Below are 22339 nucleotides of genomic sequence, written 5' to 3'. Positions count from 1 at the left end.
TTCTCACGAAAGAAGGGGTACGAATGAAACAATCGATACAGTTAAATCACGGTCAGAAAGCCATTCCTGCTATTGGACTTGGTGTCTTCAAAGTAGAAGACGGGGATACGGTCATCGATGCCGTCGTGGAAGCGATTCGTCAAGGCTACCGCCATATCGATACGGCAGCCGTTTACGAGAACGAGGAAGGTGTCGGAATCGGAATTCGGAAAGGGATGGAGATTGCGAATATTTCCCGGGATGATTTGTTCATTACGTCGAAGCTATGGAATGCCGATCAAGGATATGATGCCGCCATCGCTGCGTATGAAGCTTCACTCGAACGCCTCGGCTTAGAACAATTGGATTTGTATTTGATCCATTGGCCGGTGGAAGACAAAATCGTTGACTCTTGGAGCGCGCTTGAACAATTGTATCGAGACGGACGTGTCGGAGCGGTCGGAGTGAGTAACTTCCAGGCACATCACCTTGAGACCTTGGCTGTGAACAGTGAACTTGTTCCAGCAGTGAACCAAGTCGAGCGGCATCCACTGCTACGTCAAACCGAGTTGTCCTCGTATATGAGCGAGCATGGAATCGTACCAGTCGCTTGGGCACCGCTCATGCAAGGTGGGTTGTTTGAAGAACCGACGTTAGTAGAGATTGCGAAAGAAGTGGAGCGTTCTGTCGCCCAAGTGATCTTACGCTGGCATCTTCAGACAGGGTGGGTCATCATTCCGAAATCCGTCAAATCACATCGTATCGAAGAAAACTTCAACTTATATGACTTTGAGTTGAGCGATGAGCAAATGAATCGAATCGATGCACTCGATCAGCATAAACGTGTCGGTCCGGACCCAGACGATTTCGATTTCTGAATAGGTATGTAAAAAAATCCTTCTCTCGGGCGAGAGAAGGATTTTTGACGTTATTTTTTAATGTCGAACTTTTCGCTAAGGAAGTTCACGACTTCTTCAGCTGTATCCATGTTGAGGACTTCGTTGACGATTGATTCTGTCTCTGTCTTCGTCAAGCGTTTCACGAGGCTACGTGCACGAAGGACGCTTGAAGCAGACATTGAGAATTCATCGAGTCCGAGACCGAGAAGGATAGGAATCGCGAGCTCTTCTCCGGCCATCTCTCCACACATACCGACCCATTTGCCAGCTTTGTGTGCCTCTGTGATGACATTGTGGAGAAGGTTCAAGATGGCAGGGTTGAACGGTTGGTACAAGTAAGATACTTTTTCGTTCATGCGGTCAGCCGCCATCGTGTATTGAATCAAGTCGTTTGTACCGACTGAGAAGAAGTCGACTTCTTTTGCGAATTGTTTCGCCATGACAGCCGTTGATGGAATCTCAACCATCATCCCTGTTTCATATTGACCGACTTCGATTCCTTCTTCTTTCAACTTCGCTTCTTCTTCAAGGAGAAGGGCTTTCGCTGCGCGGAACTCTTCAAGTGTCGCAATCATTGGGAACATGATCGCGAGGTTACCATGAGCTGACGCGCGGAGAAGGGCACGAAGTTGTGTGCGGAACAAATCAGTTTCCTCGAGGCAAAGGCGAATCGCACGATAGCCGAGGAACGGGTTCATCTCTTTCGGGAGGTCGAGGTAAGACAATTCTTTGTCGCCACCGATGTCGAGTGTACGGATGACGACTTGCTTGCCTTCCATACCTTCAAGAACCGTTTTGTATGCTGTGTACTGCTCTTCTTCTGTCGGGAATGTTTCAGAGTCCATGTATAAGAACTCTGTACGATAAAGACCGATTGCGTCTGAACCGTTTTTCAAAACGCCTTCTAAGTCGTTTGGCGTACCGATGTTCGCTGCGAGCTTCACTTTATGACCGTCTGCTGTGACAGACTCTTCATTGACGAGTTGCTTCAACTCTTCTTTGTAAGCTTCGAAATCAGCACGTTTGCCTTCATACTCTTTGACGAGGTCTTCTGAAGGGTTGACGAAAACGTCACCTTCCGTACCGTCGATGATGACGAGGTCACCGTTTTTGATTTCTTCAAGGGCCACTTTCGTTCCAACGACCGCTGGAATTTCAAGTGAACGTGACATGATGGCAGAGTGTGATGTACGTCCACCGATGTTTGTCGCGAACCCTTTGACGTATTTACGGTTAAGTTGCGCCGTGTCTGAAGGTGTCAAGTCTTCGGCGATGATGATGACTTCTTCAGAGATCGATGCAGGTGTCACGAACGTCACCCCGAGAATATGAGCCAAAACACGTTTTGTCACGTCACGAACGTCAGCTGCACGCTCGCGCATGTACTCGTTGTCCATCGATTCGAAAATCATGATCATTGTTTGTGCGACTTCGTCGAGTGCTTTCGCAGCATTCATGTTTTCGCTTTCAATTTTATCGTTCACTTGCGAAACGATTTCTGGGTCCTCAACGATTAAAAGGTGAGCTGAGAAAATCTCGGCTTTGTCTGGACCAAGTTCACGAAGCGTGTGTTCGCGGATTTCTTCAAGCTCCGTTTTAGATTGTGCGATTGCATCTTGGAAACGTGCCTTTTCTGCAGCGACATCTTCAACCTTGTGTGATGGGATATCGAATGAAGGTGTCTCCATGACGAATGCTTTTGCAACTGCGATTCCTGCAGATGCACCAATACCTTTAATGTGTGACATAAGCGTAGTCCCTCTTTTCAAAGAAATAGTGTACTTTCCTGCCTCGTTACTTCATACCCGAAAAGAAAAAAGAATTAACGAGAACGGAGAAAGTTAAAGTAGCAACGGTCTACGACTAGGGGAAGCCTCGACCAGTCAAATTGGCCTCACTTCACGATGAAGAGAAGCCCGATTGCGTACTTTCTTATCCTATCATAAAATAAAACAACGTCACAACGAGGAGATAGCCCATGAATTCGAAGATTTCTTGACTCTTACGCATACTATTTCATTATTTTGGAGAAGTTCGCTATGCTTACCATATATAAAGAAGGGAAGTGGCAACATGTATCAAATTGCTCAATTAAATTGGACAGATTCATATGACACGATGGTCGTCGGAATCGGAGCGGCTGATTCAATCGATGAAGGGCTCGACACATTGTTCGGTGGACGTGTGAAAGCACTCATTCAATCAGGAGACCTCTCTACGAAAACAGGAGAAGTGACATTATTGCCAACGTTCGCTGGGGAAACGGCACGTGTCTTATTTGTCGGGCTCGGTCAACGCAACGATATTACGACGGAGAATGTTCGAAACTGGTTCGGGAAAGTGTCGAAACTCGTCCACGCACGTGGTCTGAAGGACGTTGCGGTCGCACTCGACACGTTCACGAACGACGCGGCTCGCACGTTCACAGAAGCATTTGAAATGGCGACGTATGCCCATCCTACATACAAGTCAGAGCCGAAACAAACAATCGAAGAACCGACAATCACGCTCCTTGGCGATGTGTTGCAAGAGGATATCGACGCAGGTGTTGCTTATGGAAAAGGGGTCAACGTCGCACGAACGTTGACAATGATGCCGGCTAACATCTTAACAGCAGAAAGTTTGGCGGATTATGCAGTGGAGTTAGCGAAACGTCATGATTTCAAATACCGAGTTTTAGAAAAAGAAGAAATGGAAGGCCTCGGAATGGGGGCGTTGCTCGCTGTGAACCAAGGCTCGACAATCCCGCCAAAGTTGATCGTGTTAGAATATCGTGGCGCAGATGAAGAAGCTCCGATTGCGGTTGTCGGCAAAGGTGTCACATTCGATACAGGTGGCTATTCGATTAAACCGAAAGATGGCATCGTTGGGATGAAAGGGGATATGGGTGGTGCGGCTACCGTCCTCGGTTTATTCGAGACACTCGGACGCACACGCCCGAATAAAAACGTCATCGGGATCATCGGGGCGACCGACAACATGATCTCAGGCGACGCTTTCAAACCGGATGATGTCATCACGGCAATGAACGGAAAAACGATTGAAGTGTTGAATACGGACGCAGAAGGACGACTTGTCCTAGCGGATGCCGTCACGTTTGCGAAAACGTATGAACCTAAAGCCATCATCGACGTAGCTACGCTTACAGGTGGGGTACTCGTCGCGCTCGGTACGGACGTCACAGGCTGTCTGACGAACGATGATACACTCTATCGGGCACTTGAAGAAGCGAGCCGCGAGACGAATGAGCTCGTTTGGCAAATGCCTTACTTTGATGTCTTCATCGACAAAGTTAGAAAGTCAGAAGTGGCCGACTTGAACAACTCGCCAGGTCGATTCGGACACATGATTTTCGGTGGAGCGTTTGTCGGCGAATTTGTCGGCGACACACCGTGGCTTCATCTTGATATCGCGGGCACGAGCGAGCGTGCGGCAGCGAACGACCTCGGTCCGAAAGGCCCGACTGGCGTAATGGTTCGAACGCTTGCCCGGATGATTGAAACGTGGGAGCGTTAAGAGCGCTCCTCTTAATCGGTTTGGCTATTCTGTGTGGCTTTGCCTACACAGTTTGGCCGAACCGAATTTGGTTAGGATGTACAGTATTTTTCGCCGTGTTCGGCGTGTTGATGATGTTACAGGAGGTACGACATGGTAGGAGTAGGAATTGATGGCGCACGTGGTGGCTGGGTACGCATCACATACGATAGCATTTCTTTATGCTTGACGATTTCAGAATCGCTAGAAGAGTTGTTTATTGACGGTGCCATGCATTTTGTAGATATGCCAAAAGATTTAGGGACGGTCGACCAATCGAGTCGAGCATGCGACGCTTGGATGCGGAGTCAACTTGTAGAGCGGAAGTCTTCCGTCTTTACCCCGCCGATTCAAGAAGTCCTTCATGAAGCGACATACGAGGAAGCGAACGAAAAAAGTCGGACGCTAATCAGTAAAGGGATCAGCAAACAGGCGTGGAATTTAGTCCCGCGTATCCGTGAGTTCCAACAAGTGGAGGCTGAGAACGTTTATGAATCTCATCCGGAGGTCTGTTTCTCGGTCATGATGGGGCGTGAGGCAAGTCATTCGAAAAAGACAGCCGAAGGTCAGGAGGAGCGAATCGAGTTACTTCGAAAGTACTCGAAGAGTTCTCCGTGGAAATGGAAGATGTCGAACGTCCAAGTAGACGACATAATCGATGCCTGTATTCTGGCGGTAGCCGCCTATGAAGCGGGAACAAGTGGTCTTTCGTTACACCCTGAAGAGGCGAATGAACCGATAGTGGCTGTACCTCAAATGAAAAAAGAGCGATGAAATATTGATTTCATCGCTCTTTTGTTGTCGTGGCAGACGGTCCGACGATGAACCGCCACATATAATGAAAGACTTTGGCGTTGTAGACAGCCTTTAACAGTACGGCGAGCACTGGGCCTAAGATAAAGCCGAATACACCGAATAGTTTTAGACCGACAAAAATCGAGATGAGTGCGGCAAGCGGGTTCAACCCGATATGGGAACCGACAATCTTTGGTTCGGCTAAGTTTCGCTGAACGATGACAATGATATATAGCACAACCAACCCAATGGCGACGAACCAATCACCTGAAACTGCAGCATAGGCGGCCCATGGAATGAGTAGTGTCCCGACGCCTAAATAGGGCAAGAGGTCGAAGAATCCCGCGAGTAAAGCGAATGAAAGCGGGTTGTCGACTCGGAGAATGAACATACCGACCAATACGATCCCGAACGTGATGGAGATGAGTGTAAGTTGTGCTCGGACGTAACCGAATAGAGCGGACTTCAAGTTGATCATCACTTCCTCGAACTCTTTAAAGCCTTTACGTTCATTGAGTCGATTGAGTGAGGTCACATAGGACGGCCAATCTTTTGTGATAAAGAACCAGGCGAGCACAATGACGACAACGAGCAACAGGACAAGCGGTAGTGCTGCCAACATGTTTTGTAGCACACTAGCCACACCACGGGATAACACCCCGATTGCTGCTGCAAGTTGAACGCCGATTTCTGTAATGCCGCCTTCTAGTGATGTCGTCTGACCGGGATTCAACTGTTGATAGCTCTCGTACGCGTCATTGACGAGTGGTGCAATTTTTTCATTGAATAGCCGTTGGACGTATTCGGTGAACGTTTGGATTTGTTCAGGAAGTCGCTCCGCTGCGATCGTCGCATAATGGATCAATTGGATGATGACGATAGTGATGATGCCGATGACGATGCTGAGGACGAACAATAAAGAAATAAGTGTCCCGAGAGCTCGTGGCATATTGGTTTTTCGCTCAAAAAAATTGACGAGTGGGACCGTCAAGAGAGATAAGAGTAAGGCAAAGACGAACGGGTACGTATATTCGAAGAGGATGTTCAATACCCACGTAACCAAAAATAAGCCGATCACGACGAGCACGAACCGAAGCAGTTGCCAAAGTCTTACCGAAGACATGAAAAACCCACCCTTTCCGGACAGTTAGATTGAGCATAGTATATCATGTAGACGGTAAATAAAGCAGAAAGATAGGTGAATGAACATGAGAGAGATTCAACAAAAAATTGATGCGATGATTCTTCATTTGGGAGGCTACTGGAGGCCATTATCGGGTCTGGCACGATTGTTAGAAGAAGTCGGAGAAGTCGGGGGAGCGATGCGGAAAGGAACAGCGGATGAGCTAAAAGAGGAGTTGCTCGATGTCCTTGTCATTTCCACGTGTCTCGCAAACCAGTATGCCATCTCACTCCAACAACCAGAAGTGAATGGAGGGGAAGTGACGAAAGAACAGCTATATTTCCAAATCGTAGAAGAGGCGGGCGAAGTGGCGCGGATATTGAATGCGTACGAAGGGGATAAAAAGCTAAAGCCGAATCGTCAAGGTGCTTCATTGCAACTGCATATTGAACAATTACAACGTGCCGTGATTTCTTTAGGGGAGCAATGTAACTATGAATTGTTTGACTCGTTATATGCGTTGATTGATGAAAAGTCGACACGTGACTTCGGGCGATTCGATCATACGCCAGACCCGATTACGGAAGATTCGGTCAGAACGTATATTGCTTATCAATTTGGTCGCTATTGGGGTGGGATTGAACCTAAACCTTTTGAGCGATTCGACCGATATATGGAGAGAGAGAAACATTTAGCACGCTTTATAAAAATTGCTCATATCGAGGGACTAGATGGATTTGTGATTCCACAACCAACTGATGGTCTTTTATATGATCGAGATCAACAATATAAGATTCCTGAAAGCTTTCATATTGTAGAAGAAGCTTACGGGACACATCATTTTTTAGTCGTCAAACCCCAATAATAAAAACATTTACCTTTTTATCAAAAACATTCATCTTATTTTCAAATATTTACTTTTTTTAAAAAAGCATTATGCTAATATGAAATTGTTGTTAGTAGGAAATGCCGCTAGAAGAAAGGAATATTTTGGATGAAAATGAAGCTCGTAAAAATCGCACTCATCTTAACGGTTCTCTTATTTGGAATGCAACTTCCTTCAGTTGAAGCCGCAACGTACGATGGGGAGACCACTGTGAATTTGAATATTCGTTCAACACCAAGTTTGAGCGGAGCAGTCGTCAAGACATTGCCGAAAGGCACGAAAGTGAAATACGGGACATATAATCAGTCCTGGCATAAGGTGTATGTCGATAGTCGTACATATTATGCATCGGCACAGTACATTCGCAAACTTTCTTCTTCGTCTAGTTCGTTGACGACTCAGTCGGCAACTTCAACCGGTGTGACAACCGTCAATTTGAATATCCGTGTCACATCACATCGTGCAGCCAGTATTGTCACGACGTTGAAAAAAGGGACTGAAGTAAAGTATGCCGTTCATAATTCTTCATGGGCGAAAGTTTACTTGAACGGTAAGACGTACTATGCTGCGAAGATGTATATCGCACCAAAGTTGTCTGATGCAACTGTGAACCGAACAGAAGGTTACGCAAACCGCGAGATGAAATTGTTTGCGATGCGGAGTCAAAGTTCGCCTGTCCAAAAAGTATTGCCGAAACATACGGTCGTCACGTCGAGCAAGTACAACTCAAGCTGGTCAACCGTTTATATTGGAAGCTCGACATACTATACGCCAACTTCGTGGATCACACCTGGGTCACTCAAGCCACAGATTGTCAAAGAGAATGGTTACGCAAACCGAGATTTAAAACTATTCGTGATGCGGAGCCAAAGTTCTAGCGTAGCTAAAGTATTGCCAATCAATACTGCAGTCGTTTCAAGCAAGTACAATTCAAGTTGGTCGACGGTGTATATCGGGAATGAGACATACTATACACCGACAGCTTGGATCTCAACTTCTAAAACGGAAATACAGCCACCTACAACAACGGAACCAAACGACGGATTGACTGAAGGATACGCAAACCGAAACGTCAACTTGTTCGGAAGAACGCATCAAAGTTCGCCAGTTCAACTTGTTCTTCCGAAATACACAGCGGTATCATACAAGTCGTATAATGCAAGCTGGTCGACGGTTCATATCGGGTCGAAAGTCTACTACACGGCAAGCTCATGGTTGACTGCTGGAAAAGCTCCGGCTGCACCTGAAGCAGCACCAAAAGGAACAGTATATATTAATACACCAGGTGATGTGTTAAATGTACGTTCTCAAGCTAGTCTTAACTCGAATGTAGTAGGGAAGCTCGATCACGGTACGGCCGTTCCTCACTATGGGACAATTAATGGTTTCCACAAAATCAAATACAATGGTAAAGATGCTTACGTTTCTTCAGCTTTCGTCTCGTCGTCAAAACCAAGTGAATCTTCTGGAGCTGTCATTGTGCTAGATCCTGGACATGGTGGGAAAGACCCGGGAGCTGTGAACGGTTCGCTCTATGAAAAGACGATTGTACTAGATGTCACACAACGTGTGGAAGCATATCTTCGTTCGAAATACGGTTATACGGTTCGCCTTACACGTTCGACAGATGTCTACTTGACACTTGATCAACGTGTCGCTGCAGCGAAGTCATTGCGTGGTGACTTATTCGTGAGCATGCACGTCAACGCGGCGGGTTCATCAGCAGCTAAAGGGGTGGAAACATTCTACTCGACACGTTCAGCCCACAGTGCACGCAGCAGCGTGTTGGCCTCAAACATTCAAAGTAATTTAGCTGGGAAGATGAGCGGGATGTCGAACCGAGGTGTGAAGACGGCAAACTATTACGTCATCACGTATAATACGATGCCATCTGCGCTCGTTGAACTTGGATTCATCTCTTCTCCTACGGATTTGACATATCTTCGCAGTGACGCATCTCGCCAGCGTATGGCAGAAGGTGTTGCGGAAGGAATCGCCAAATACGTACAAACATACCATTGATTCGAGAACCTTAGACGATCCTGTCTAAGGTTTTTTTGTTGCATCAAAAAAACCGAACCTCGTAAAGGTTCGGTTTACAGATGATCTTACAAGTCGTCGAAACCGTTCGCGTCTGTCACTTTCGCATACGAACGCGATTTCTGTTCAAAGAAATCAGATTTCGTTGCGTTGAGGGAGTCGTCTGAATACGCACGAATCCATGGCATGACATCTTCATCGTATCCTTCATACAAGTCATTCAGACCGATTACGCGTAAGCGTTTGTTTGCCAAGTATTTAACGTAATCACGCATCTCACTGACGTCGAGTCCGTCGAGGTCGCGAAGTACGTACTCGCACCATTCGATCTCGAGGTCGACGGCCTCTGACATCGTATCGTATACGAACTGGCTGAACTGCCCGTCTGCATCGATCTTTGGATTTTCCGTCAACACGGCACGGAGCAACTGGCTAATGAAGTATGAGTGTTGCATCTCGTCACGCTGAATGTAACTGATCATCGTTGACGTACCGACCATCTTTTGATGACGGGCAAGGTTATAGAAGTAGGCGAATCCGGAATAGAAGTTGATGCCTTCTAAAATAACTGAGGCAACGAGTGATTTAGCGAAATTCTCCGCATTTGGCGTGTCGCGGAACTCTTCATATAAGTCCAGGATGAATTGGTTGCGTTTCATGACCATCTCGTCATCTTTCGCAATGTCAAAGATGCGATTTTGTTCGGCGAGCGGCACAAGGCTCGAGAGAACGTAACTATACGATTGGTTGTGCACGACTTCTTGTTGTGCGATGACGGCGAGTACCGCGTGCACGGATGAATCTGATGAGAACATCGACGATTCGAGAATGTATCGTGTCTGGACAGAATCGAGAATCGATAAGAGGCCGATGATCCGTTTGAACGCGTCTTGTTCACGTTCCGTCAGTTGTGGCCACTGTTGCATATCTTTAGACATCGAGATCTCATCTGGGATCCAAAAGTTTGAAAGCAATTGTTTGTAAATCGTATAGAACTGAGGATACGCGATATCGTTCCAGTTCACGATTGAACTTGTTTCGCCACCGATGATGGCCGTTGCCCGGTTAGGATGTTTGGGCGACAATAATTTGATTTTCTGAATCGACATGATGCATGACTCCTTCTTCTACATTCTGAGCCATCCGTTCTGCCCAGTGCTGGACGTTGAACGGTTGGTTACGAGGTGACTGCTCGATTTTGAGCAATTCACCGGCGAGCGGGATTCCGTATTTTGAAAGGTGGTACGCCATCTCGTCGACAGCTCGGCAGAAGTGAACAAACATTTTGTCACCCGTCCCAAATACCGCTGCCTGACGAATCGGTACATTCAATTCCTTCAGGACGAGGCGGAACGTGTCTTTCATTTCGTCCGGTAGGATACCGTCTGCCCATGTGTAGGACCCGAAATAGACGAGGTCGCACGAAGCGAGAGACCGAGCTTCCCGATACCCGACCCGATCGGCATCGTAGCGGACGACGTGGTCGCCGCGATGATGGTGGGTCGACTCGATGAGCGTTGCCACTTCTTCCGTGTTTCCGCTCATCGAATGACAAATGATTGCAATGTTCATGTCGTAAACCACCTTTCTTAAAAACGGACAAATTCGTTATCCAATCTGTTTATGAGGCACAAGACTCACATTCATCTACTTCAACGGTCGTTGAACGTGTGTAGTAAATCGATTTCATGCCGAGAGACCAAGCTTCTAGGTGCATCGCAAGAAGCTCTGTCGCTTTCACATCGTTCTTGACGTACAAGTTAAAGCTGATTGCTTGGTCGATGTGGCGTTGACGCGATGCGTTCTGACGGATGCTCCACAATTGATCGACTTCGAAAGCAGATTTATAGAACCAGTTCGTCTCAGGTGTCAAATCAGGCACTGTGACCGGGATTTTATAGTTCTTCTTCTCTTCCGAATAGACTTTCTTGTAAACCGGGTCAATCGAAGCAGTACTACCGGCGATGATTGCAGTCGAAGAGTTCGGCGCGACAGCCATCATATAGGCGTTACGGACACCATTTTGATGAACGGCTTCAGCGAGGCCGTCCCAATCCAAGTCGTCGTGCGAACGATAGTTACGGCGTTTGAAGTACTCACCTGTGTGCCATTCCGATCCTTCGAAGACACCGAATGCACCTTTTTCCTTAGCGAGTTCCATCGATGCTTGAATCGTGAGATAAGCAATCTTTTCGTAGAGTTTTTCCGCATACTGTACGGCGTCGACCGACTCCCAGCGGATTCCTTCGAGAGCGAGCAAATGATGCCATCCGAATGTACCAAGACCGACAGCACGATATTTTTGGTTCGTGATCATCGCTTGTGGCACTTCAATGGTGTTCAAGTCGATGACATTGTCGAGCATACGCATTTGAACCGGGATGAGGCGTTCGAGCACGTCTGCTTTCACCGCACGGGCGAGTGCGATTGAACTCAAGTTACAGACGACGAAATCACCTGGAGTTTTTGTGATGACGATTTTCCCGTCTTGTGTGTACTCTTCTTCAATTGTCGTTGCCGACATGTTTTGTGCGATCTCTGAGCAGAGGTTCGAACTATAAATCATACCCGCGTGTTTGTTCGGGTTGGCACGGTTCACGGCGTCACGGAAGAACATATACGGTGTTCCCGTCTCAAGCTGCGAACGCATGTAACGTTTCACGAGGTCGATGGCAGGGACCGTTACGCGAGACAATTCTGGCGTGTTGACACACTCCATATACTTCTCAGTGAAGCTACCCCCGTTCTCCGTTTCGTCAAAGTAGTCTTCGAGGCTGTAGCCCATTACCGTGCGAATCTCATGTGGGTCGAACAAGTGCCATTCACCACGCGCTTCGACCGTCCGCATGAAGAGGTCCGGTAAGCAGACACCCGTGAACAAGTCGTGTGTCCGAAGACGCTCATCGCCGTTATTTAACTTCGCATCTAGAAATTCAAAGATATCTTTGTGCCAAATGTCTAGATATACAGCAATCGAACCTTGGCGCATACCGAGCTGGTCAACGGAGACGGCCGTATTGTTCAGTTGTTTCATCCAAGGGAGGGCTCCGCTTGAGACGCCTTTAAATCCTTTGATGTCACTTCCACGTGAGCGGATTTTACCGAGATAGACACCGATTCCGCCGCCACCTTTTGAAAGTGTCGCCACGTCCGTGTTGGAATCGTAAATTCCGCGAAGCGAGTCATCGACTGTATCGATAAAGCAAGAACTGAGCTGACCGTATGATTTACCAGCATTTGATAACGTCGGCGTTGCGACGGTCATGTAAAGATTTGAGAGCGCCCAGTACGCTTCTTCCACGAGTTTGAGGCGAGTCTTTTCATCCTCTTTTTGCATGAGGGTCATCGCGATGACCATGAACCGCTCTTGTGGGAGCTCGTACAAGTTCTTTACATGATCGCGACCGAGATAACGGTCTGATAGTGTGCGAAGTCCGATATACGTGAAGAGACGGTCGCGAGACGGATCAATCAATGTCTCGAGGTGGTCCATATCTTCTTTTGAATACGTATCGAGCAGTGCTGAAGTGAAGATGCGTTTTGACGTCAACGTCTCAATCAAATGATAGAAGTTGCCGTAGCGCATCGACGCATCATAGCCACGATTGCGTGCCGCCTCGAGATAGAGACGGTTCAAATACATCTCGGTCGCCACGAACGTCCAGTCCGGTTCTTCGGCTTTCAACATATCGAGCGCATGCATCGTCAATAAGTCATATACTACATCTTGTGTTAGCGTCTTCGTCTCGAGCGCCCGAATCGCGCGTTCCTCGTAACGCTGTACACTTAAATGAGGATACCGTGTTTGGATAGATTGAATAAGAGAAGCGACGTCAGCAAGCGTTGGTGCCGCTGGTAGCATCGTCTCGTGATGGATAGGGGATGTCAAAATTGATCACTCCTTTAATAGATGTAGACGTTATGAAAGTATAATAAGAACTTCCTAACCTGTCACAATAATGTATCAACGCTCAAAATAGCTGTTAACTATATATTGACACATTTTTATCTTTTTAATCATAAAACACCTATATTTAGTTTTTCAATCCTTGACATTCTCGAATGTGCGAGACGTTCTTTTGCTTTTGTTCAAAAAGGGCTTCATGACCCAATTTGAGACAGAGATCTGAGATGAAAAATATTTAGTGACACTATTTGCTCGTTCTTTCACAACAAGATGAATTCGATTTCATCATCGGAAAAGGTTTGTTTGGACCTCGATTTAAGCACGAATGTATTGTATTTGATGTCGATTAACGAAATACCTGCATGAATCAATCAATACTAGATATAGTGTTTCACGAAATCGTGATGCGTGAATCGATTTGTCAAGGCTGGTATCCGAACAAAAAGTAAGGTAGATTGATGGAGTAGGACATGGATTTCAACGAAAAGAAGGGTTTAACAAGTGCGTACAGAAAACATATTATTATCATGGGACCCGCTCGGTTATGGACCAGGTTCATACGGACCAGAGTTCGATGAGGTGATGATGGCATTAACCTATGTCGAATCCGCGGAACAATTGACCGAGGTGATTCACCGTACGTTTCTTGAGGCGTTCGATGAGTGTCCACCTGAACAAGAGATCTTCAAGATGGCGCAGCGACTACTTGCGTCGTCATCTTGCCAACTATAAGGAGGAATAATGATGTTACGAATTGATCCAACACCAAACCCAAATGCGATGAAAGTTACACTTCCAGAAAACGTATTCGGCGCAAAGAGCCAAAGTGTGAAAGCGGGAGAAGCGACAGATCAGCCGCTACTTGCGAAACTTGTCGAGATTGAAGGCGTCGAGAGCGTATTTGCATACGGCGATTTCGTGACTGTTTCCAAAGAGAACGGTGTGAGCTGGGAAGCAATTCTTCCACAGGTCGAGACGGCATATCGCGGATGAACCCGATTGTCACGATCGTCATCCCGGCTTACAAACGTGAGACGGAATTGACGGAGCTGCTCGAAAGCTTAACGGTCCAAACGTTTCAGCAGTTCGAAGTCTTGGTCATGAATAATGAAGGGCCGCCAAAACAGCATATTTTGGCGCCTTTTTTGAATCAATTGGATGTGCGTGTGCTTGAGGTCGGTGAGAACCACCATGTCCGTGCGCGAAATCGTGGCGTTCTTGAAGCGAAAGGCGACGTCATCCTATTGTTAGACGACGATGATTTATTGATGCCAACGCATATCGAAGATGGTTTGCGTGACCTTCAAGAAGCAGATTTCGTCTATACAGATGCTGAGTTGTTCCGTTTTGAATGGAAAGAGGGTCGACGGACCGTGACTGACTGGGAACCATTCGCATATGACTTCGATCGTGTGCGGATGCGAAAAGACTCGACGTTCATTCCGTCCGGCACGATGTATCGAAAATCAATCCACGAGACAATCGGTCTCTTTGATGAGGATGTCTACAATTATTGGGACTGGGATTTTTTCTTGAGGGTCATGGAGAAGTTCACCGTGTCCCATCCCGCTCGCGCGACGGTTCTCTATGCATTCAATGGGACAGACAACCTATCGGCAAAACAAGATGAGACGAGACGTCGTTACTTTGACCGTTTTTGTCAGAAGCATCGACTGACAGACATGGGAATGAAGAATTTCCATATGGTCCAAGAAGAGCGGCGTCCATATGTGAGACAAACAGAGAGAACGTTCACAGGCGAGTTACCTGGTCGGACGGAAGGAGATTAAGTATGTATTCATCAAAAGAACTAGAACTATTAGAGCTGTTGGAAGAGAAGGGCTACCTAGAGACGAAACTGTTGGCTGATTTGTTGGCGCTCGATGAAGAGACGATTGAGTCGATGCTCGAGAAGTTCAAACAAGACGGGATCTTACTTGGATTCCGAGCAATGGTCAATTGGCAAAAAATCAATCGGCACGATGTCACGGCGTTTATTGACGTCAAAGTTGCGCCGAAACGGGGGCGTGGATTCGACGATGTGGCCGAGCGTATTTATCGTTTCCCGGAAGTGACGGCCCTTTATTTGATGTCAGGTGCTTACGATCTCCAAGTCGTCATCCAGGCGAATTCGCTCCAAGACGTGGCTTCGTTCGTCTCTGACAAGTTGTCACCGCTTGACTCGGTCTTATCGACGACGACACACTTTAAGTTGAAGACGTACAAGCACGACGGGATTTTGTTCACCCCACAAACTGAAGACAAACGGTTGAACATCACACCATGAAGTCATTATCGAATCAAGTCGTCTCGATGAAACCATCAGGCATTCGTCGTTTCTTTGATTTGGCACAGACGATGGAAAATGTGGTCTCTCTCGGGGTGGGAGAACCGGATTTCATCACGCCATGGAACGTTCGAGAAGCAAGCTATGCCGCCCTTGAACAAGGGTATACAGCATACAGCGCCAATGCGGGACTCATCGAATTGCGAGAAGAGATTGCGATTTATATGAAAGAACGGTTCTCAGTCGAATACGATCCGACGACGGAATTGATTGTGACGACAGGTGCTTCACAAGCGCTCGATATCGCGTTCCGTTCCCTCCTGAACCCAGGGGATGAGGTCATCGTCGTCGAACCGGCCTTCGTATCATACGGTCCGCTCATCGAGATGGCAGGCGGGAAAGTCGTTCCTGTCGCTTGTCGCCCGGAAAATGGTTTTCGTCTCGACCGGGATGACGTTGAACGTGTCATCACCGAACGGACAAAGGCGATTCTTCTCTGCTTCCCATCGAATCCGACGGGGGCGACGATGAACGGCGATGAGCTCGCTCAAATCGCAGAGCTCGCGACCAAATATGACCTTTGGGTCGTCAGTGACGAGATTTATGCGGAACTCTGCTATGACGAAGCATTTACAAGCTTTGCGACACTTCACGATATGCGGGACCGGACAATCGTCATCAACGGATTCTCGAAAGCGTTCGCGATGACCGGATGGCGCCTCGGTTTCACCTGCGCGCCTGAAGTCGTGACGAGGGAAATGTTGAAGGTTCATCAATATGGGATGATGTGTGCACCGACGCTCGTTCAATTCGGTGGACTCGAGGCACTTCGTTCGCGTCATCAACATGTGCCGAACATGGTGAAGAGCTATCGTCAACGACGGAACTATTTCATCCAGGCGCTGAATGAGGCCGGTCTTCCGACACACGTGCCGGGTGGTGCCTTCTACGCGTTCCCGTCGATTCGCCATACTGGATTGACGAGTGAGGAATTTGCGGAACGTCTCTTGCTTGAAGAGCGCGTCGCCGTCGTTCCAGGGAACGCCTTTGGTGAAAGCGGTGAAGGATTCGTTCGGGCGAGCTATGCGACATCGCTCGAGCAGTTGCAAGAAGCGATTCGTCGTATTCATCGATTTATGCAACAATTCGAAGTCGCAGCGGTCAAGGACTCTCATTCGTGAGAGTCTTTTGGCGTTTTAGCGATATAATGAAGGGGAAAAGACGGGCGAGGTGAAGAAGATGAAACAAGTTGACTTTGTTGCAATCGGATGTGGGCCTTATAATCTTGGTTTAATGGCCCTTGCCGAAAAGACGACGTTACGTGGGATTTGCTTTGAAAAGCGAGAAGAAATGATGTGGCATGAAGGAATGCTCATCGAAGGGATGACGATGCAGACACATTACTTGCAAGATCTCGTCACGCTCGCGGATCCGACAAATCCATCGAGTTTTCTGAATTACTTGAGTGAGACGGGGCGTCTTCAGACGTTCATCACGCAAGAACAAGATAAGATTCCTCGGACAGAGTACAATCGCTACTTGCGATGGGTGACCGAACGCTTATCGACCATCCACTTCGATCACGAAGTAACGGATGTGAAAGTCGAACCAGATGGATTTCTCGTGACGATCGAATCGAATGGTGAAACGACTCACGTACGCGCGACGCACATCGTTCTTGGTACAGGGGCCGCACCGTTCGTACCAGACGGTTTTGAACAAGTCATCCATACGAGCGATTATTTGACATATCGAGACGTGCTTCGAGACCGATATCGTGTTGCTGTTGTAGGCAGTGGGCAGAGTGCTGCAGAGGTGTTCCTTGATTTATTCCGTGAAGCAACGGATGAACAACGCGTGGATTGGATCACGCGTTCTGATCATTTCGAGTCACTCGAAGCAGGGAAGCTCGGGGACGAGATTTTTAGTGTGGACTATGTCGAATATTTTCATGGTCTGTCGTACGCATCGCGTCAGGAATTACTTCGGACATTTGAACGCTTCCGCCACGGTGTCAACCCGGAAACGATGACGGCGATTTATGAGGCGCTCTATCATCGAACCGCAGAAGGTGAACCAAAGCGAGCAGAGATGCTAACGCAAGTCGAAGTAGAATCCATTTCCTATGATTGGTTGAAGCATCACTTAAAGGGGACGCAACGATATACAGGAGAAGTGTTTGAGAAGGAGTATGACCTTGTTGTCGTGGCAACGGGATACCGTCCAGTGATTCCGACTTGGGTCGAGAAGCTCCCGATTGTATGGGAAGCAGAGGGTGAGTGGGCTGTTCATGATACGTACGAGGTGGTCATGAGCGAGTCGTTGAAGGGAAAATTGTTCACGCATACGAATTTGGAACATTCCCATGGACCCGCTGCGACGAATCTAGGGATGGCCGTATACCGAAATGCGGTGATGTTGAACGAGATGGCTGGGGAAACGGTCTATCCGATTCGCCATCAAAAGCCGTTCACGACATTTTAAACAAAAAAAGGGCTAGGCGAGTCGCCTAGCGGAATCAGGGGGGAATACTTGAAGTCTTGCTTGATTTGTATTTACCCCGCACTTCGACTTTAAAACATGACAACACGTCAAAAATAATCTTTTTTACTAATTTGTACACTTTATCGAAAAAAGTATGTTATAGTAAGTTGATGAATTTAGCATAGGAGTTGTTTGTAATGGCAAAATACGAAAAAGATCAAGTATTAACAGGTAAAGTAACAGGAATTCAACCTTTCGGTGCTTTCGTAGCACTCGATGACGAGACTCAAGGTCTTGTACACATTTCAGAAATCTCACACGACTACGTAAAAGACGTAAACGATTACGTTCAAGTTGGTCAAGAAGTTGAAGTGAAAATCCTTGAAGTGGACGAAGCTTCTAAAAAGATCAAGCTTTCAATGAAAGCGACTCAAGAAGCTCCAAAACGCGAGAAGTCTGCGAAGCCAGCTCGTCGTGCGCCACGCCGCAACGAAGCATCTTCAAACTTCAAGCAAGAAGAAGCTCCAGGATTCACAGTCCTCAAAGACAAACTTGAAGACTGGATCAAAAACACAAACTTCAAGAAGTAAGTGTTCGAAGGTGACCCGTTCTAAACGGGTCACCTTTTTTGTGTTTTACAGGAATCGACGGACCGTGTGACGAAACTGTAAACCGAACAGGAGGAGATCATATGAAGATTGGTATCATCGGGACGGGCGGGATTGCGACGAGTGCCCACATTCCGAATTATGTAAAAGCAGGAATGGATGTGGTAGCGGTCATGAACCGGACACGGGCGAACGGGGAACGTGTCGCACGGGAGTTTGGAATCCCGAACGTCTATGAGACGGTCGAGGAGATGCTTTCAAAGGAACAGCTCGATGCCGTCAGCATCTGTACACCGAACGCCTTACATAAAGAGCAGGTGATTCTAGCACTTGAAGCAGGGTGTCACGTCCTCTGCGAGAAGCCACCAGGCATCTCAGAGAAAGAAGCAATCGAGATGTTAGAAGTTGCAAAACGAGCCGAAAAAACGCTCCACTATGGGTTTCATTATCGTCACCGCGCCGATACGGTTCTCTTAAAGCGAATGATTGATGCGGGAGAACTTGGGGATATCTATGCGGCCACGGCACTTGCGCTACGTCGTCGCGGCATTCCAGGATGGGGTGTGTTCACGAACAAGGAGCTTCAGGGCGGAGGGGCGCTACTCGATATCGGTGTTCATATGTTAGACCTTGCACTCTACTTGATGGATTATCCTGAACCAGAAGCGGTCGTCGGTCATGTCGGACAATATTTAGGGAACCGTCCGGGTGTTGGTTTGATGGGCGAATGGGACCATGAATCGTTATCGGTCGAAGATACGGCAAGGGCGATGATCACGTTCGAGACGGGAGCGTCCTTGGTGCTCGATGTCAGCTACATGGCCAATGTAGAGGCGGAAGACACGATGCGGGTCGAGTGCCGTGGGACGAACGCCGGGGCAAGTCTGTTTCCACTCACCCTTCATACCGAAAAATATGGGGCGCTGTTTGACGAGCGGCCTGCTTATTTGACGGAGCATAATCCATACGAACGTCAAATTCAGCTGTTTCTCGAAGCATGCCGAGAGAAACCGAACTACCGCCAAGCAGAGGAAGCGGTCATTCTTCATCGCATCATCGATCGAATATACGCGTAAGCACGATACTTTTCATTCTTTGAAAACAGGGTATATAGTGTAGGTGTTACATATTTCTATGAGGAGGATGAATCATGCACAACTTTGAATACAAAAACCCGACAAAACTGATTTTTGGTACACATCAGGTCGATAAATTAGCTGGAGAACTCGATGCGCTCGACGCGAAGAAAGTGATGCTCGTCTATGGTGGCGGAAGCATCAAAAAGAATGGGACGTACGACGAAGTCGTGGCTGAGCTAGACAAGGCTGGCATCTCATACGTTGATTTTTCAGGCGTTGAACCGAACCCACGCATCGAGACGGTACGTCGTGCAGTCAAATTTGCACGCGAAGAAAACGTCGATGCGTTGCTTGCGGTCGGCGGAGGGTCAGTCATCGACTGTACGAAACTGATTTCAGCGGCTATTCCGTATGATGGGGATGCTTGGGACATCGTTCTCCGTGAACACATCCCGACAGAGGCAGTACCATTCGGGACGGTCCTCACACTCGCGGCAACTGGTTCAGAAATGAACTCAGGGTCTGTCATCACGAACTGGGAGACACAAGAAAAGTTCGGTTGGGGTCACCCACTCGTCTTCCCAACATTCTCAATCCTTGATCCACGTTATACAGTCTCGGTTCCAAAAGACCAGACAATTTACGGGATTGTCGATATGATGAGCCACTGTTTCGAACAATACTTCCACCCGAACCATGCACCGGTACAAGAGCGCATGACAGAAGGTGTGTTAAAAGCGGTCGTTGAATCGGCACCGAAACTCGTGAACGATTTGGAAAACGTAGACCTTCGCGCCATCATCTTATTCTCAGGTACGATGGCATTGAATGGTGTCCTCCAGATGGGTGCTGCTGGTGACTGGGCATCGCATAACATTGAACACGCAGTGTCTGCTGTCCATGACATCCCTCACGCAGGAGGTCTCGCAATCCTCTTCCCACGTTGGATGGAGCACGTATTGGACGAAGACAATGCCGCACGTTTCGCTCGACTCGGTACAGAAGTATTCGATGTGGAGCCAGGCGAAAACGACTTGGAGACTGGGAAGCGTACAATCGAAGCGATTCGTGCATTCTTCGACCAACTCGGCGCACCAAACTCACTCCGTGACTATGATATTGATGAATCGACGTTCGACGCGATTCTTGATTCAGCGATGAAACGAGGCGCGTTCGGTCGTTTCCGTACACTCGAACGGGAAGATGTCGCTCATATTCTTGAATTGAGTAAATAAGGCGAATTCTTGCCTATTTTGCAATAATGATTGAACGAATCTAGCGTTTCCGTTTATGATGGGTCATGTATGGCTCTTTTACGAGCGATTTAAAGGAGGAAATGACATGTCAACTGTACGTTTCGATTATTCAAACGCGCTCTCATTCGTAGGGAAGCACGAAATCGACCAAATGCAAGAAACGGTAAAAACTCTCCACTCGGTGATTCATGAGCGGAGCGGAGCCGGAAGTGATTTTCTTGGGTGGGTCGACCTTCCGACCGAATACGATCAAGATGAGTTCGCACGAATCAAAGCTGCGGCGGAACGAATTCGCGAGAATTCAGACGTTCTCGTCGTCGTCGGAATCGGAGGATCATACCTCGGTGCCCGTGCAGCGATCGAAATGCTTCAACATTCGTTCTTCAACGTATTGTCAAAAGAAGAGCGTAAGGCACCACAAGTATTCTATGCGGGCCACAATATCTCTTCAACGTATATGAGAGAGTTGCTTCAAGTGCTTGAAGGAAAAGAAGTCTCAATCAACGTCATCTCGAAATCAGGAACGACGACTGAACCTGCGATTGCATTCCGTGTCCTCAAGCAGTTCATGGAAGACAAGTACGGTCAAGATGGAGCACGTGAGCGTATCTACGCGACGACAGACCGTGCCCGTGGTGCACTCAAGACGCTCGCGGACGCAGAAGGATACGAGACATTCGTTATCCCAGATGATGTCGGTGGACGTTTCTCTGTCCTCACTCCAGTCGGACTTCTTCCGATTGCAGCTGCAGGGATCGATATCGATGCTTTGATGGAAGGTGCACGTGACGCGCAAAATGCTTACAGCTCACCAGAGTTGGCTGAGAACGAAGCATATCAATATGCGGTCGTCCGTAATGCCCTTTACGCAAAAGGCAAATCGATCGAGATGCTCGTCAACTACGAGCCAGCTCTTCATTATGTGTCAGAGTGGTGGAAACAGCTTTACGGTGAATCAGAAGGGAAAGACAACAAAGGGATCTTCCCAGCGGCTGTCGACTTCTCGACAGACCTCCACTCGATGGGACAATATATCCAAGAAGGTCGTCGTGACTTGTTCGAGACGGTCATCCGTGTGAAAGAAGTCCGTCATTCGATGAACGTTCCAGAAGACGCTCAAGATTTAGACGGTTTGAACTTCCTCGCAGGTGAAACGATTCAGTTCGTGAACGACAAGGCGACAGAAGGAACGCTTCTCGCACACACTGACGGCGATGTACCGAACTTGGTCGTCGAATTGCCGGAGATGACACCGTATCACCTCGGTTACTTGTTCTACTTCTTCGAAAAAGCATGCGCGATGAGCGGATACATTCTCGGAGTGAACCCGTTCAACCAGCCAGGCGTCGAAGCTTACAAAGCGAACATGTTCGCGTTACTCGGTAAACCGGGTTATGAAGAACAAAAAGCAGAGCTTGAAAAACGCTTGAATCAATAAGAAAACGAATCGGTCCGCGCGTCG

The 22339-nt window shown here is 47.8% G+C and carries 20 protein-coding genes; 15 read left to right on the top strand and 5 right to left on the bottom strand.

The window, feature by feature from the left end:
• Positions 1-23: 23 nt before the first annotated feature.
• A complete protein-coding gene (locus tag KNO87_RS12065; protein WP_214795560.1) occupies positions 24-857 on the top strand; it encodes an aldo/keto reductase in 834 nt (277 codons plus the stop codon).
• Between the two features lie 50 nt (positions 858-907).
• Here KNO87_RS12065 and ptsP read toward each other — a convergent pair whose 3' ends face one another.
• Positions 908-2626 (bottom strand): phosphoenolpyruvate--protein phosphotransferase, encoded by a 1719-nt coding sequence (ptsP, locus tag KNO87_RS12060; RefSeq protein WP_214787171.1) that lies wholly within the window; start codon positions 2624-2626, stop codon positions 908-910.
• A 325-nt stretch (positions 2627-2951) separates the two neighbouring features.
• Here ptsP and KNO87_RS12055 point away from each other — a divergent pair, with 325 nt between their 5' ends.
• Complete coding sequence (locus tag KNO87_RS12055) at positions 2952-4394, top strand: leucyl aminopeptidase (protein ID WP_214787173.1); 1443 nt, start codon at positions 2952-2954, stop codon at positions 4392-4394.
• Between the two features lie 132 nt (positions 4395-4526).
• Entirely contained in the window at positions 4527-5186 is a 660-nt protein-coding gene (locus KNO87_RS12050; RefSeq protein ID WP_214795562.1) for a DUF429 domain-containing protein, read from the top strand.
• 10 nt (positions 5187-5196) lie between these two features.
• Here the strand turns inward: KNO87_RS12050 and ytvI are convergent, their stop codons facing one another.
• Complete coding sequence (ytvI, locus tag KNO87_RS12045) at positions 5197-6330, bottom strand: sporulation integral membrane protein YtvI (protein ID WP_214795564.1); 1134 nt, start codon at positions 6328-6330, stop codon at positions 5197-5199.
• Between the two features lie 85 nt (positions 6331-6415).
• Here ytvI and KNO87_RS12040 point away from each other — a divergent pair, with 85 nt between their 5' ends.
• Entirely contained in the window at positions 6416-7195 is a 780-nt protein-coding gene (locus KNO87_RS12040) for a MazG nucleotide pyrophosphohydrolase domain-containing protein (protein ID WP_251126816.1), read from the top strand.
• A 129-nt stretch (positions 7196-7324) separates the two neighbouring features.
• Positions 7325-9238, top strand: coding sequence for an N-acetylmuramoyl-L-alanine amidase family protein (locus KNO87_RS12035; protein ID WP_214795568.1), 1914 nt, complete (start codon positions 7325-7327; stop codon positions 9236-9238).
• A gap of 86 nt (positions 9239-9324) precedes the next feature.
• On the opposite strand, the gene KNO87_RS12030 is transcribed toward KNO87_RS12035, so the two are convergent.
• From KNO87_RS12030 to KNO87_RS12020, 3 genes are read right to left on the bottom strand one after another with little or no spacing between them, the layout of a single operon-like run.
• On the bottom strand, positions 9325-10365 hold the full coding sequence (locus KNO87_RS12030) for a ribonucleotide-diphosphate reductase subunit beta (protein WP_214795570.1): 1041 nt from the start codon (positions 10363-10365) through the stop codon (positions 9325-9327).
• Positions 10322-10828 (bottom strand): flavodoxin domain-containing protein, encoded by a 507-nt coding sequence (locus KNO87_RS12025; RefSeq protein ID WP_214787183.1) that lies wholly within the window; start codon positions 10826-10828, stop codon positions 10322-10324. Before KNO87_RS12025 ends, KNO87_RS12030 begins: the two co-directional genes overlap by 44 nt.
• Positions 10829-10877: 49 nt before the next feature.
• A complete protein-coding gene (locus KNO87_RS12020; protein WP_256441815.1) occupies positions 10878-13145 on the bottom strand; it encodes a ribonucleoside-diphosphate reductase subunit alpha in 2268 nt (755 codons plus the stop codon).
• A 519-nt stretch (positions 13146-13664) separates the two neighbouring features.
• Here KNO87_RS12020 and KNO87_RS12015 point away from each other — a divergent pair.
• The 10 genes from KNO87_RS12015 (at position 13665) to KNO87_RS11970 (ending at position 22315) form a co-directional block, all read left to right on the top strand.
• Complete coding sequence (locus KNO87_RS12015; RefSeq protein WP_214787185.1) at positions 13665-13895, top strand: DUF1871 family protein; 231 nt, start codon at positions 13665-13667, stop codon at positions 13893-13895.
• A 12-nt stretch (positions 13896-13907) separates the two neighbouring features.
• Positions 13908-14156, top strand: coding sequence for a NifU N-terminal domain-containing protein (locus tag KNO87_RS12010; RefSeq protein WP_026825527.1), 249 nt, complete (start codon positions 13908-13910; stop codon positions 14154-14156).
• Positions 14153-14953 carry a glycosyltransferase family 2 protein gene (locus KNO87_RS12005; RefSeq protein WP_214795572.1) on the top strand — a complete coding sequence of 267 codons (801 nt, stop codon included), beginning with the start codon at positions 14153-14155 and terminating at the stop codon, positions 14951-14953. The genes KNO87_RS12010 and KNO87_RS12005 overlap by 4 nt, the downstream gene beginning before the upstream one ends.
• A 2-nt stretch (positions 14954-14955) precedes the next feature.
• Positions 14956-15450 (top strand): Lrp/AsnC family transcriptional regulator, encoded by a 495-nt coding sequence (locus KNO87_RS12000; RefSeq protein ID WP_214787189.1) that lies wholly within the window; start codon positions 14956-14958, stop codon positions 15448-15450.
• Positions 15447-16631, top strand: a complete 1185-nt coding sequence (locus tag KNO87_RS11995) for an aminotransferase (RefSeq protein WP_214787191.1) — start codon at positions 15447-15449, stop codon at positions 16629-16631. The genes KNO87_RS12000 and KNO87_RS11995 overlap by 4 nt, the downstream gene beginning before the upstream one ends.
• Before the next feature lie 58 nt (positions 16632-16689).
• The gene (locus tag KNO87_RS11990) at positions 16690-17934 is read left to right on the top strand and encodes a lysine N(6)-hydroxylase/L-ornithine N(5)-oxygenase family protein (RefSeq protein WP_214795574.1); all 1245 of its coding nucleotides are present in this window, start codon (positions 16690-16692) and stop codon (positions 17932-17934) included.
• A 197-nt stretch (positions 17935-18131) separates the two neighbouring features.
• Complete coding sequence (yugI, locus tag KNO87_RS11985) at positions 18132-18524, top strand: S1 domain-containing post-transcriptional regulator GSP13 (protein WP_074033496.1); 393 nt, start codon at positions 18132-18134, stop codon at positions 18522-18524.
• Positions 18525-18625: 101 nt separating this feature from the next.
• Positions 18626-19618: a Gfo/Idh/MocA family protein gene (locus KNO87_RS11980; RefSeq protein ID WP_214795576.1), complete on the top strand. Its 993-nt coding sequence runs from the start codon at positions 18626-18628 to the stop codon at positions 19616-19618.
• Positions 19619-19692: 74 nt separating this feature from the next.
• Complete coding sequence (locus KNO87_RS11975) at positions 19693-20856, top strand: iron-containing alcohol dehydrogenase (RefSeq protein WP_214787197.1); 1164 nt, start codon at positions 19693-19695, stop codon at positions 20854-20856.
• Between the two features lie 106 nt (positions 20857-20962).
• Positions 20963-22315, top strand: a complete 1353-nt coding sequence (locus KNO87_RS11970) for a glucose-6-phosphate isomerase (RefSeq protein ID WP_074033493.1) — start codon at positions 20963-20965, stop codon at positions 22313-22315.
• Positions 22316-22339: the final 24 nt, after the last annotated feature.

It is taken from the genome of Exiguobacterium sp. s34 (genome assembly GCF_018617435.1).
In the GTDB taxonomy this organism is placed as follows: Bacteria; Bacillota; Bacilli; order Exiguobacteriales; family Exiguobacteriaceae; genus Exiguobacterium; species Exiguobacterium aestuarii.
This window is presented reverse-complemented; position numbering and strand designations above follow the sequence as displayed.

Bases quoted from the DNA above. Each gene is read 5' to 3' on its own strand.
- KNO87_RS12025 (WP_214787183.1), bottom strand. From the start codon at position 10,828: ATGAACATTGCAATCATTTGTCATTCGATGAGCGGAAACACGGAAGAA.
- KNO87_RS11990 (WP_214795574.1), top strand. From the start codon at position 16,690: ATGAAACAAGTTGACTTTGTTGCAATCGGATGTGGGCCTTATAATCTT.
- KNO87_RS11975 (WP_214787197.1), top strand. From the start codon at position 19,693: ATGCACAACTTTGAATACAAAAACCCGACAAAACTGATTTTTGGTACA.
- KNO87_RS12050 (WP_214795562.1), top strand. From the start codon at position 4,527: ATGGTAGGAGTAGGAATTGATGGCGCACGTGGTGGCTGGGTACGCATC.
- KNO87_RS12055 (WP_214787173.1), top strand. From the start codon at position 2,952: ATGTATCAAATTGCTCAATTAAATTGGACAGATTCATATGACACGATG.
- KNO87_RS12065 (WP_214795560.1), top strand. From the start codon at position 24: ATGAAACAATCGATACAGTTAAATCACGGTCAGAAAGCCATTCCTGCT.
- yugI (WP_074033496.1), top strand. From the start codon at position 18,132: ATGGCAAAATACGAAAAAGATCAAGTATTAACAGGTAAAGTAACAGGA.
- KNO87_RS11995 (WP_214787191.1), top strand. From the start codon at position 15,447: ATGAAGTCATTATCGAATCAAGTCGTCTCGATGAAACCATCAGGCATT.
- KNO87_RS12030 (WP_214795570.1), bottom strand. From the start codon at position 10,365: ATGTCGATTCAGAAAATCAAATTATTGTCGCCCAAACATCCTAACCGG.
- KNO87_RS12000 (WP_214787189.1), top strand. From the start codon at position 14,956: ATGTATTCATCAAAAGAACTAGAACTATTAGAGCTGTTGGAAGAGAAG.
- KNO87_RS11980 (WP_214795576.1), top strand. From the start codon at position 18,626: ATGAAGATTGGTATCATCGGGACGGGCGGGATTGCGACGAGTGCCCAC.
- KNO87_RS12040 (WP_251126816.1), top strand. From the start codon at position 6,416: ATGAGAGAGATTCAACAAAAAATTGATGCGATGATTCTTCATTTGGGA.
- KNO87_RS12005 (WP_214795572.1), top strand. From the start codon at position 14,153: ATGAACCCGATTGTCACGATCGTCATCCCGGCTTACAAACGTGAGACG.
- KNO87_RS12010 (WP_026825527.1), top strand. From the start codon at position 13,908: ATGTTACGAATTGATCCAACACCAAACCCAAATGCGATGAAAGTTACA.
- ptsP (WP_214787171.1), bottom strand. From the start codon at position 2,626: ATGTCACACATTAAAGGTATTGGTGCATCTGCAGGAATCGCAGTTGCA.
- KNO87_RS11970 (WP_074033493.1), top strand. From the start codon at position 20,963: ATGTCAACTGTACGTTTCGATTATTCAAACGCGCTCTCATTCGTAGGG.
- KNO87_RS12035 (WP_214795568.1), top strand. From the start codon at position 7,325: ATGAAAATGAAGCTCGTAAAAATCGCACTCATCTTAACGGTTCTCTTA.
- ytvI (WP_214795564.1), bottom strand. From the start codon at position 6,330: ATGTCTTCGGTAAGACTTTGGCAACTGCTTCGGTTCGTGCTCGTCGTG.